Here is an 11,455-nt window from a genome sequence, read left to right as displayed (position 1 = left end):
TTGCCCCAAACGACAAAAGGCCCGGCGTGAGCCGGGCCTTCCGTCAAACAATCCTTGGGTAAGGATTAGAACGTGCGCTGAAGGCGAACCATACCGGTCCACTGATCGTCGTCCATCTGCGCGTTGTCGACGCTCGTGTACGAAACTTCTGGCTGGATCAGGAGGCCCGAAACTGGGGTCCACTTGACGTTTGCCGTAGCAGCAAGAACTTCGGAGTCGGTGTAGCCAACCTGTACGTTAGCAGCAACCTTGTCGGTGAACTTGTAGCCAGCGCCACCCCAAACAGCCCAGTCACCCCAACCAACGACTGCGTCGCCGTAGTTCGTGCCTGGTGCGTACTTGTTGGTGCCGTCGCCGTCCGAGTTCCAGCCGCCCATGAGGAAGGCCGAGAATGCGCCGAACTTGCCGGAGATACGGCCCTTTACAGCGCCTTCTTCCTGCGATTCGTCGTAACCGCCGACGAGCGAAGCAGCGAACGTGCCGTTGTCGTACTTAGCGCCGAGAACTGCATCCGGCCAGTCGCTTGCGCCGCCTGGGATGTCGTTGTCGTTGGTGCCGTCGTCTTCAAGCGAAGCAACAACCTTGAAGCCGTTGCCAGCGTCGAAGGTGTAGGAAACCTGGTTGAGTTCGAAAGGACCGTAGGAGATCACGTCATCGTTGATGACGTCGCCAGCGTAACCCGAGAACTGCGAGTACTGCGAGTCAGCGAGACCGACCAGGAAGCCGCCCCAGGTGATGTAAGCCTGGTTCAGACGTGTACGAGTGTTTTCTTCGTAGCCGAACTGCGGATGATGTGGGTTGTAGTCGAAACGAGCTACGATCTTGGTCTTCAGAGCGCCCCATTCGGTGTCCGAAGCGGTGTCGAGCGAGATGTGAGCGCGAGTGTTGGTGTACGAACCTTCGCGGTCGAGGCGGTATGCGTCGTTGTACTTAGCGTCGAAACGAACGTAACCACCAACCTTGAGGCAGGTTTCCGTGCCCGGGATGTAGAAGTAACCTGTGCCGAAAGCGTCGCAAACGCGAACGTATTCCATTGGCTCCGGCTCAGCAGCGACGATCGCGTCAGCAGCCTGGGCGCCGGAAACTGCTGCGAGAGCTGCAGCGGAGCCGAGAAGAAGGCTCTTGATGTTCATATTTGACCTCCAGTCAAAGTTTCATATGGGGATGGGTCTTTTGCTAAAGGCCAGCGTTCCCTGCCCGTCCCCGGGACTTTGAAAACGGACGAACCACCGCCGCGCTTCCGTGGTTCAAATTACAAATGCAGGCCGCGCATGCAATCGCGAACTGGCCATCCGCACCTTCTACCCACCTGCTTCACAAACCCGTGTTGCCGAAAGAGCACAAAAGCACCTCGGGCGACCGTTAAAAGTTTACACATCGTTAAGAAACACATTGGAAAGCAGCCACTTAGGCTTCGCGCAAGGTTCAGCGAACTACGCGCGCAACAGCGATTCTAGGATCGCAAATCGATTGGGATTTTGAAGTTTGGGAATGGCGGAGAGGATGGGATTCGAACCCACGATACGGTTTTGCCGTATACTCCCTTAGCAGGGGAGCGCCTTCGACCACTCGGCCACCTCTCCGGTCCGGCCTGATTATTTCGGAACGTTGCCGATTGCAAGGTCTTTCGCAGGCCGATCCCGATTCGAGGCAGGATTCGGCGTGGAATCAGTAGCTGGCGGAGCCTGCACCACCCGAACCGCGTCCATAGCGACCGGCGAGCGTCTTCAGCGCATTGGAATAGAGAGCGACATCGGCGCCGACGGCCACGAACGTTGCGCCGAGATCGAGATAGCGGCGGTTGAGTTCTTCGTCGAAGGTCAAGATGCCGGCCGGTTTGCCGGCGGCGACGATTCGGCGAATCGCGTTCTCGATCACGTCCTGCACTTGCGGTGCACCGATCTGGCCGCGAAAACCCATGTCGGCGGAGAGATCGGCCGGACCGATGAAGATGCCGTCGACGCCTTCGACCTCCGCGATTCGCTCGATGTCATCGATCGCCGCCATGGTTTCGGCCTGCACCAGAAGGCAGATCTCGTCTGCAGCCGTGTCTGTATAGTCTGCGATCGCGTTGAAGGCGGAAGCGCGGGCAACGGCTGCACCGACGCCGCGCTTTCCCTCCGGCGGATAGCGGACGGCATCAACCAGTGCTTTCGCCTGCTCGGCGGAATCGACCATCGGCACCAGAAGCGTGCGGGCGCCGATGTCGAGCAGTTGCTTGATCATCCAGGTTTCGCCCATCGGCGGGCGAACGACGGCTTCCGATGAGGAGGAGGACAGGGCCTGCAACTGCGCCATGATGCTGCGCAGGTCGTTCGGTCCGTGTTCGCCATCGATGACCAGCCAGTCGAAGCCCGCATGGCCGGCAATTTCCGCCGGCAACGGCTCGGCCATGTTGAGCCAGAGGCCGATTTGCGGCAGGCCGGCTTGCAAACGAGCCTTGAAGGCGTTTTTCGGTGCCGGCATGGTATCTCCTTTTAAAAAATGCTGTCTTTGTTACGCGAGCAACTGCTTGAGGTCGGTCGCCGGATCGGCGATCAGCGCCTTGTCTGCCGTCAGGCCGTTGTCCAGCAGCTTCTTGCCGGTCACATAGGCCTTGGCGTCGTTGATCGCATCCACGGCGATCAGGCGGCCCTCGCGGAAATACCAGATCGAGACGCTGCCTTCCCGGCTGCCCGGCCGCATCACTGTCTCGTCGTAGCCAAGGTTGAACCCGGCGATCTGCAGCTTCACGTCATACTGGTCGGACCAGAACCACGGCTTTGCCTCGTAGGGCTCGGCTGACCCGGTCAGGGTCGCGGCAACCAATTCGGCCTGGTCGACTGCGTTCTGCACCGACTCGAGACGGATATTGTTGCCCTTCCAGGGCAGCATGGCGCAATCGCCCATGGCAAAGATTGCCGGATCGGACGTGCGAGCATAGTCGTCGACGAGGATGCCATTGCCAACGTCGAGGCCGCATTGCTGCGCCAGCCGGTCGTTCGGCGTGACGCCGATACCGACGATGACGAAATCGATATCGATGACCGTGCCATCGGACAACTCGGCCCCGCGAACCCGGCCGTCCTCGCCGATCAGGCGGGTAAGGCCTGTCTTTTCCCGGATGACGACACCTTGCTCGGCATGAATGGCCCGCATCACGTCGGCGGTTTCCTTCGACGCGACTCGCTGGAGAATGCGGTCAGCCATCTCGATGAGCGTCACTTCAAGCCCGAAATGGCGGGCGACAGCTGCGGCTTCGAGGCCGATATAGCCACCGCCGATGATCAGAAGCCGGCGACCTGCCTTCATCTCGTCGGCGAGGAGATCGGCGTTGCGCTTGTCACGGACGGTAAAGACACCCGTGAGATCACCGCCGATGCTGGCTGGAAGGGTGCGCGGCGTCGAGCCGGTGGTCAGCGCCAGATGTTCATATTCGAGGACAGACCCGTCCTGCATTCGGATCGTCTTTGCATCCCGGTCAATTTCTTCGACAAAGGTCGAGAGCCGGAGCTCGACATCGTGTTCCGCAAACCAGGTTTCCGGGCGAAACGTCAGGCGGTCGAAACTCATCTCGCCCATCAGGTACTTCTTGGACAGTGGCGGCCGCTGATAGGGAATGACATCTTCGGAGCCAATCATCGTGATAGGCCGCTCATCCTTCAGCGCTCTCAGCTTGGCAGCGAGCGCGAACCCGGCCTGCCCTGCCCCGACGATCACCAATCTACCTGCTGCCACGCCCTGCTCCCATCGCGAAAAACTCGCGGCTGAAGGGGTAGCGCCGCCCCGGCGACCCGTCAACAGCCCGATTTCGGCACACTAACGGTGCAACTTGCGCAACGCGTGATCATGACGCGACGAAAACGCGCAGATCAGCGGCATTTTACCCATCTGTTTCAGAATGATTCATAAAATGAGGAATAAAGTCATAGTCGAGGACGAGAACGAGGGAGGCGATCTGCCGGGTACGATGATGAAGGATACCGCACACGACCATGCTCATACGGGCGATCGGGCATTTGAAAAGTTTACGATAGACCGGCCCGGCCGGATCATCTTTGTCGGACACCATCTCTCGACCAATACCGCCTTCCGCTGCCTGATCCGGACCATCTCTCTTTATGGCGCCGAACTGGACGTCAGTCCCAGCCTGCCGGTACCGGCCAACTTCTTCCTGGAAATCCTCGGCATTCACGACGAAATCGGCTGCACCGTGATGCGCCGCGAAGAGGAGAAGGTCACGGTCGCCTTCAACATGCTGATCGATGCGGAATTCCTGCATCACGTCATCCGGCTTTCGTTCGAAACGAGCCACTAAGCCGGGTCGTCGTCAGGGGCATAGTTTTGCTTCATGCGCGCCATCAGCGGCCTTGTCCGCCCTTGCACGCCGTTCAAAGCCCCCTATTGTGTGCGGACTTTTTGAACCGGATCCTGATATCATGTCTTCATTCTCGCGCTTCACGCCTCTCGTCGGCGCTCTTCCCGCGACCGTTCCCTTTGTCGGCCCCGAGGCCATTGAGCGCGCCAGAGGGCGTGCCGTGCAAGCCCGAATTGGCGCCAACGAGAACGGGTTCGGCCCTGCCCCGTCAGTCATCGAAGCCATGAAGTCCGCAGCCGCAGACAGCTGGAAATATTCGGACCCGGAGAATTACCAGCTGAAGCAGGCGCTTGCCGCGCATCTTGGCTGCAACGCCGAAAACCTTGCGATCGGCGAAGGCGTGGACGGTCTGCTCGGGCAGATCGTGCGGATGGTGATCGAGCCCGGAATGCCTGTCGTCTCCTCCTACGGCGCCTACCCGACCTTCAACTTTCATGTGGCCGGCCATGGCGGTAAGCTGGTAACAGTGCCCTACCGCGACGATCGTGAAGATCTCGACGCCCTGATGGACGCCGTCATCCGCGAAAACGCGCCGCTCGTCTATTTCGCCAATCCCGACAATCCGATGGGCAGCTGGAATGACGCGGAAAAGATCGTGTCCTTCGCGCGGGGCCTGCCGGAAAGCTGCCTGATGGTGCTGGACGAGGCATATTGCGAAACGGCGCCCGATGGAGCGACACCGGAACTCGCAGCGATGATCGACCTGCCGAACATCATCCGCACCCGGACCTTCTCCAAGGCATATGGTCTGGCGGGTGCTCGCGTTGGCTACACCATCTCGACGCCCGACAACGCCACCGCGTTCGACAAGATCCGCAACCATTTCGGCATGAACCGGGTCGGCGTGGCGGCGGCACTCGCGGCACTGAAAGACCAGGAGTATCTGGCTGAGGTGATCGACAAGATCAAAGCGTCCCGCGACCGGATCTCGGCGATCGCCCGGGCCAACGGGCTCGAGCCGCTGCCATCGGCGACCAATTTCGTGGCGATCGACTGCGGCCGCGATGGTACCCATGCGCGGGCGATCGTCGACGGTCTGATGGAGCACGGCGTCTTCATTCGTATGCCGGGCGTGGCACCTCTCAACCGCTGCATCCGCATCAGCGCAGGACCGGAGCAGGATATGGCATTGCTGGAAGAGGTGCTGCCGAAAGTTCTGAAGGGTCTCTAGAACAGAAAAAGACCGCGCCGGCCTTGTTTCTGCCGGTCGCGGTCTTTTGATCTTCAGCGGCTGCGGTTTGTTGCCGGGAACAGCTCCGGTTCGCGCCGCGTCTCCGTCCCGTTTTCTCTCTGGTAGGCCCGTGTTCTTGATCGCCGGCCTTCTTCTGGGCCGGTCGCATGACTGAATATGCGCTTGCGCGTTAGTGGATGGTCATCCATTCGCGGGCTGCGCGCAGCGCTTCTGCCAGCTGCATCTTGGTCATCGTCGCGGCGAGATCGGCGCGCAATTCGGCGGCGCGGTCGCAGCCCTTGATCGCGGCAATGTTCAGCCACTTGTGGGCAGAGACCAGATCGACCGGGCAACCCCGGCCGGTCGCATACATCAGACCCATGTCGCAGAGAACGTCTGCGCGAGCCTCGCCACCCATGGTGGCCATTTCGGAAGCATTCATTTCAAAGCGTGCCATCGGTTCGTATCCCTGTTTCGAGAACGTTGTTCTTGTCGTCTGCCCTGTTTTCCGTCGGGACCGTCGCTGTCTTGTGCAGCTTGTTATCGGCCCTTCCGGGTGGCGGTTTGTGCCGCTCTTTGATGATTTGAGTATCGGCCAAAGCTTGCAAAAAGCGCCTAAAAAGCATGATTAATTTGCTGAAAACAAAGTGCAAACGCTTGGTAAACTTGGTTTTTTGTTAAACATCGCGGCCCTTGGCTATTAAGGGTTTTGCGGACATTTTTACGAAAAATTCAGATCTGGATTTCAACCCTTTCTTCACCACGAATTCGGGTCGCGTTTTCATCGCGTCGAAATAAACGCGCGTCGCTCGGCGAAAACGGCGGGAGATTCGGCTGATATTCCGCCCCATGCGCAGGCTCAGGATATTTACCTTTACGTGTGCGTAAGCTAGATTTTCCGCTGTTCGCGCGAGGAGGTGCGAACGCTCAGACATATGACCGGTGCGGAAGCGCCGGCTCCGGGAGGGAAAACCATCATGAAGCGCATTTCGATACTCGCAGCTGCTTTCTCATTCTTCGCCTTCGGCATAGCCGGCACCGGCCATGCGGCAGAAGCGATCGAGGGCAACTGGAAGACCGCGAGCGGCGAGACGGCAGAGATCGGCAAATGCGGCGGCGCCTTCTGCGTGACGCTGAAAACCGGCAAGCATGCGGGACGGCAGATCGGCAAGCTTTCGCCCAAGGGCAGCGACTATACCGGCGAGATCACCGATCCCGAGGCGGACAAGACCTATAGCGGCTCCGGCTCGGTCAGCGGCAATTCGCTCAAGATGAAGGGCTGCGTGATGAAGATCCTGTGCAAGTCGCAGACCTGGACTCGTCTCTGACGCTATCGTCGCGAAAGCAGCAGCAGCGTCTGCCCCAGCGATCCCGTCATTCACCTCGATATCGGTGGGCCGGGATCGCAGTCTTAACTTCGCAGTCGCATCGCGCCGGCGCGTTTCAGGCTGTTATCCTCGGCAGGTGTCGTTTGATTGTCGAAAACTTCCCATTATAATAGCGCATGAACACACGAATCTCTTCACTCCCCGCCCTTGCTTTCATCAGCCCGAGCCCAGTCGCGGCGCAGGCTTTCGACAATGCGGAAGCAGCCGTCGACGCGCTGACAGCGCTTTACGAGCGCAACACGTCCTTCCTGATCGATGCCTTCGGCGCACTTGCGAAGGGTGCGGCCGTGACTGGTCGATACCGCGCCTGCTATCCGCAGGTGATGATCGAGACCACGTCGTTCGGCCATGCGGATTCGCGTCTCTCCTATGGCCACGTGACGTCCCCCGGCGTCTACACGACAACGGTGACCCGGCCGAAACTGTTTCGCCATTACCTGATCGAGCAGCTGGATCTGCTCATTCGCAACCACGGCGTTCCCGTGATCGTGTCGGAATCGACGACACCGATCCCGCTGCATTTTGCATTCGGCGAAGGCGCGCATATCGAGTCGTCCGTCAGCAACGCGATGGCCGACATCCCGATGCGCGACCTGTTCGACACGCCGGATCTCAACAATACCGACGACCTCATCGCCAATGGCGAATACGAGGCCCCGTTCGGCGAGCCTGCGCCGCTTGCGCCGTTTACTGCGCAGCGCATCGATTATTCGCTGGCAAGGCTCAGCCATTATACCGCGACCGGGGCAGAGCATTTCCAGAATTACGTGCTGTTCACGAACTACCAGTTCTACATCGACGAGTTCGCCGCTTGGGCGCGTAAGCTGATGGCGGAAGGTGGCGACGGGTATACGGAGTTCGTGGAGCCGGGCAACATCCTCACCACCGCCGGCAAAGACCGGCCGGAGAACCCGGGCACGATCCGGATGCCGCAAATGCCGGCCTATCACCTGAAGAAGGGCGATCATTCCGGCATTACCCTTGTCAATATCGGCGTCGGGCCTTCCAATGCGAAGACGATTACAGACCATGTCGCCGTGCTGCGTCCGCATGCTTGGCTGATGGTGGGCCACTGCGCGGGCCTGCGCAACAGCCAGCGGCTGGGTGATTACGTGCTGGCCCACGCCTATGTCCGCGAAGATCACGTGCTCGATGACGACCTGCCCGTCTGGATCCCGATCCCGGCGCTTGCCGAAGTGCAGCAGGCGCTCGAAAGCGCCGTCGAGGAAGTGACCGGTTACGAGGGTTTCGAGCTGAAGCGGATCATGCGCACCGGCACAGTGGCGACGATCGACAACCGCAACTGGGAACTGCGCGACCAGCGCGGGCCGGTAAAGCGGCTTTCGCAGTCGAGAGCGATCGCGCTCGACATGGAATCGGCAACGATTGCCGCAAACGGCTTCCGGTTCCGTGTGCCCTATGGAACGCTGCTCTGCGTCTCCGACCGGCCGCTGCATGGCGAACTGAAGCTGCCCGGCATGGCGACGGCGTTCTACCGGACCCAGGTCAGCCAGCATCTGCAGATCGGCATCCGTGCCGTGCAGAAACTGGCCGCCATGCCCACTGAGACGCTGCATTCGCGCAAGCTTCGAAGCTTTTACGAGACGGCTTTCCAGTGACAGCGGGTTAAATCGCGTATACACTCCTGCGTGCATGGAGGTTGCAATGCGCGCGACATCGACAGTCAATGACGACCTACTGATTGAGGCGAAGGAGATCAGCGGTCTGCCGGAAACGGCAACCGTCGAGGACGTTCTTCGCCACTTCGTGGAAGGCGAGCGCCGGCTGCGTTCCCTGAACGATGTGGAGGGAACGGGATGGGACGGACCCCGCCACAGCCGTCCAACCTTCGAGACGCTGGCGGAAGAATTTCGCAGGCTGACGGCAGACCGTGACCACACGCCATCGGAAATGCTGCAGCGCGAGGGACGCAACGAGCGATGACCCTTTACGTGGTCGATGCGAGCGTCGCCGTCAAATGGGTCGTCGAAGAACCCGGCACCCAGCAGGCTATGGCCCTTTTGAACCGACACGAGTTGGCGGCGCCTGATCTCATTCTCGCGGAGTGCGCCAACATATTCTGGAAAAAGGTGCGGCGCCGGGAGTTGTCACTGCCGGAGGCACGGTTTGCCGCTCTGATGATCGAGGGATCGGATCTGCAACTTCGGGAAATGCTGCCGATCTGGCTGTCGGCGATCGAGCTTGCCGCGCAGATAGACCATCCCGCCTACGATTGCCTGTATCTGGCCCTTGGCCAACGTGAAGGGCTGCAATTCGTGACGGCCGATGAAAGCCTTGTGCGCAAGCTGGGTCAGAGTACCGATCGGGCGGTAAGGAAGCTGGCTGTTCCTCTTTCGTCTTTCGCCTGATCAATCCCCCCTCTTCGGCCGTGCCGCCAAAAGCGACAATGCGGTGCCGACGAGTGACGAGACGATGACGAGGATGTGGGTGTTGACCGCAGCCTTGCCGAGTTCCTCCAATGCCATCCCACCCGCATCCGCTCCGAAGGCTAGCGCGCCGGCGGTAATGCCGGCGGGATAGGTGCCGACGCCGGCCGGTGCGTGGACGGGCAGTACCGAGGACAATTCACCACCGAGCGCGCCGCCGAAACCCGGGCCGACCGAGAGCCCGCCGAGCAGGCCGAGGACCCAGGCAAGAACCGCGATCTTGGTGAACCAGTTGACCAGTGTTGCGCCCCAGGCCCGAGCAAAGGCGTTTGCATCAAGCGGCAGTCCGGCCTTGATCTCGTCGAGCAGCTTCTTCCCCTTTGCCGGCAGCAGCTTTTCCGCGAGCTTGAAGGCATGGCCGCGCGAGGCAAAGGCTAGCGCCGGCAGGATGAGAAACGCGGCCCATAGCGTCCACGCCCAGATTGCACCGGTTGCGCCACCCGTCTGCAGCACGAGCCCGACGCCGGCGGCGGCCAGCAGGGCGTGCAGATCGAACAGTCGCATGACGAGAAGTGCTGCCGTTGCGCGGGTGAGAGAAACGCCGAACTCGCGCCGCATCAGAAGCGGGAAGCTTGCTTCGCCCGAGCGGAAGGGCAGCATGATGTTGAGAAGGTTGTGGACCTGCACGAGCCGCAGCAACGTGCCGAAACGACCACCGGTTTCGCGCGGGAAATAATCGTAGATCCGCCAAGTGCGCAGCACATAGGTCGCAAGCAATAACGCGAGCGCTGAAGCAGCCGTTCCCCACCCGGCAGCGCTCCATAATGAAACGACCCTGCCCCAGCCCCAGACATAGTGGATGAAGGCGGCGTAGAGGGCCACGATCGCAACTGTGCCAAGCGTCATGGCGTGGCGAATTATCCACGGTCTGCGGCTGGAAACCGGAGAATTCTTCATATATCAGGGGGCCCAATACGAGGTTTCGGGTCAAGCATTAAGACCAAGGCGCAGAGACTGCGGCCGCCATGACGGCGGATCGTCACGCCCGAGGTTTCCCGAGTTTCTAGGAGAAACACAAGGTGCGTACAACAGCAAGTTCGGCGGCCGGTACGATCGATGGCACGCTTGATGGTACGATCGGCACCGTTTCACCGGTCGAACTCTCCCTCGTCGTGCCGCTCTTCAACGAAGAGGAAAGCGTAGGCCCGCTGATCGAGCGGATCTGCACTGCCATGGCCACCTATCCCTCGGCATGGGAACTGATCCTGGTCGACGACGGAAGCACCGACGCGACGATCGCCAATGCGAAGCTTTCGCTGTCGCGTTCGGGTCTCATCCTGCGGATCATCGAGCTGCAGCGCAATTTCGGACAGACGGCAGCGATGCAGGCCGGTATTACCGAAGCGCGCGGCCGGCTGATCGCGACGCTCGACGGCGACCTGCAGAACGACCCCAAAGACATTCCTTCGATGGTCGCCGAACTCGAGCGACGCGAACTCGACCTGCTGGTCGGCTGGCGCAAGAACCGCCAGGACGGGCTGTTCCTGCGCAAGGTGCCTTCCTTTATCGCCAACCGGCTGATCGGGCGCATCACCGGCGTCCGCCTGCATGACTACGGCTGCTCGCTGAAGATCTATCGCTCGGCGGTCATCAAGCAGGTCCAGTTGATGGGCGAGATGCACCGCTTTATCCCGGCCTGGGTTGCGGGCGTCGTGCCGAGCTCGCGGATCGGCGAAATGCCTGTCACCCATCACGCCCGCCAGCACGGCGTTTCGAAATACGGGATCTCGCGCACCTTCCGCGTCATCCTCGATCTTCTGTCGGTGATGTTCTTCATGCGCTTCAAGGCGCGGCCGGGGCATTTCTTTGGATCGCTCGGCCTTGGCCTCGGTGCGCTTTCGGCGCTGATCCTGTTTTACCTGTTCATCGACAAGTTCATTCTGGGCAACGATATCGGTACACGTCCGCTCTTCATGATCGGTGTGATGCTGTTCCTGTCCTCGGTGCAGATGATCACCACCGGCATCCTCGCCGAAATGATCGCCCGCATCTATTACCGTGACGGCGCGTCGCTCTCCTATATCGTCAGGGCAGTCCACGAGGGTGTCGACTCGAGTGACGCTACGCCGCAGCCGTGACACACTCAGCGATA

At 60.4% G+C, this 11,455-nt stretch carries 12 protein-coding genes and 1 tRNA gene; 7 read left to right on the top strand and 6 right to left on the bottom strand.

Annotated features, from left to right (window positions below):
- Positions 1–65 precede the first annotated feature (65 nt).
- The 4 genes from ACQY1P_RS10265 to ACQY1P_RS10250 form a co-directional block, all read right to left on the bottom strand.
- On the bottom strand, positions 66–1,133 hold the full coding sequence (locus tag ACQY1P_RS10265; RefSeq protein WP_062453399.1) for a porin: 1,068 nt from the start codon (positions 1,131–1,133) through the stop codon (positions 66–68).
- 359 nt (positions 1,134–1,492) lie between these two features.
- A tRNA-Ser gene (locus tag ACQY1P_RS10260) sits at positions 1,493–1,583 on the bottom strand.
- A gap of 85 nt (positions 1,584–1,668) precedes the next feature.
- A complete protein-coding gene (locus ACQY1P_RS10255) occupies positions 1,669–2,466 on the bottom strand; it encodes an aldolase/citrate lyase family protein (RefSeq protein WP_430256350.1) in 798 nt (265 codons plus the stop codon).
- Between the two features lie 30 nt (positions 2,467–2,496).
- Positions 2,497–3,717, bottom strand: a complete 1,221-nt coding sequence (locus ACQY1P_RS10250) for an NAD(P)/FAD-dependent oxidoreductase (protein ID WP_430256349.1) — start codon at positions 3,715–3,717, stop codon at positions 2,497–2,499.
- A gap of 232 nt (positions 3,718–3,949) precedes the next feature.
- On the opposite strand from ACQY1P_RS10250, the gene ACQY1P_RS10245 reads away from it, so the two are divergent.
- Positions 3,950–4,297, top strand: coding sequence for a hypothetical protein (locus ACQY1P_RS10245; RefSeq protein ID WP_062453402.1), 348 nt, complete (start codon positions 3,950–3,952; stop codon positions 4,295–4,297).
- A gap of 121 nt (positions 4,298–4,418) precedes the next feature.
- Positions 4,419–5,528: a pyridoxal phosphate-dependent aminotransferase gene (locus tag ACQY1P_RS10240; protein ID WP_430256348.1), complete on the top strand. Its 1,110-nt coding sequence runs from the start codon at positions 4,419–4,421 to the stop codon at positions 5,526–5,528.
- 190 nt (positions 5,529–5,718) lie between these two features.
- On the opposite strand, the gene ACQY1P_RS10235 is transcribed toward ACQY1P_RS10240, so the two are convergent.
- Positions 5,719–5,985, bottom strand: a complete 267-nt coding sequence (locus ACQY1P_RS10235) for an SEL1-like repeat protein (RefSeq protein WP_062579770.1) — start codon at positions 5,983–5,985, stop codon at positions 5,719–5,721.
- 520 nt (positions 5,986–6,505) lie between these two features.
- Here ACQY1P_RS10235 and ACQY1P_RS10230 point away from each other — a divergent pair.
- The 4 genes from ACQY1P_RS10230 (at position 6,506) to ACQY1P_RS10215 (ending at position 9,285) form a co-directional block, all read left to right on the top strand.
- Positions 6,506–6,856, top strand: coding sequence for a DUF2147 domain-containing protein (locus ACQY1P_RS10230; protein WP_192086800.1), 351 nt, complete (start codon positions 6,506–6,508; stop codon positions 6,854–6,856).
- Between the two features lie 176 nt (positions 6,857–7,032).
- Positions 7,033–8,535, top strand: coding sequence for an AMP nucleosidase (amn, locus tag ACQY1P_RS10225; protein WP_062579764.1), 1,503 nt, complete (start codon positions 7,033–7,035; stop codon positions 8,533–8,535).
- 46 nt (positions 8,536–8,581) lie between these two features.
- A complete protein-coding gene (locus ACQY1P_RS10220; protein WP_092661792.1) occupies positions 8,582–8,860 on the top strand; it encodes a hypothetical protein in 279 nt (92 codons plus the stop codon).
- Positions 8,857–9,285 carry a type II toxin-antitoxin system VapC family toxin gene (locus ACQY1P_RS10215; protein ID WP_430256347.1) on the top strand — a complete coding sequence of 143 codons (429 nt, stop codon included), beginning with the start codon at positions 8,857–8,859 and terminating at the stop codon, positions 9,283–9,285. The genes ACQY1P_RS10220 and ACQY1P_RS10215 overlap by 4 nt, the downstream gene beginning before the upstream one ends.
- Here the strand turns inward: ACQY1P_RS10215 and ACQY1P_RS10210 are convergent, their stop codons facing one another.
- Positions 9,286–10,260, bottom strand: coding sequence for a lysylphosphatidylglycerol synthase transmembrane domain-containing protein (locus ACQY1P_RS10210; RefSeq protein ID WP_430256346.1), 975 nt, complete (start codon positions 10,258–10,260; stop codon positions 9,286–9,288).
- A 155-nt stretch (positions 10,261–10,415) separates the two neighbouring features.
- On the opposite strand from ACQY1P_RS10210, the gene ACQY1P_RS10205 reads away from it, so the two are divergent.
- Positions 10,416–11,441: a glycosyltransferase family 2 protein gene (locus ACQY1P_RS10205; protein WP_430256692.1), complete on the top strand. Its 1,026-nt coding sequence runs from the start codon at positions 10,416–10,418 to the stop codon at positions 11,439–11,441.
- Positions 11,442–11,455 lie beyond the last annotated feature (14 nt).

The sequence above is a fragment of the Neorhizobium sp. DAR64872/K0K18 genome (assembly GCF_050500175.1).
Taxonomy (GTDB): Bacteria; Pseudomonadota; Alphaproteobacteria; order Rhizobiales; family Rhizobiaceae; genus Neorhizobium; species Neorhizobium soli.
The sequence above is the reverse complement of the archived record's forward strand: the minus strand, read 5'-3'. Positions and strand labels throughout refer to the sequence as shown.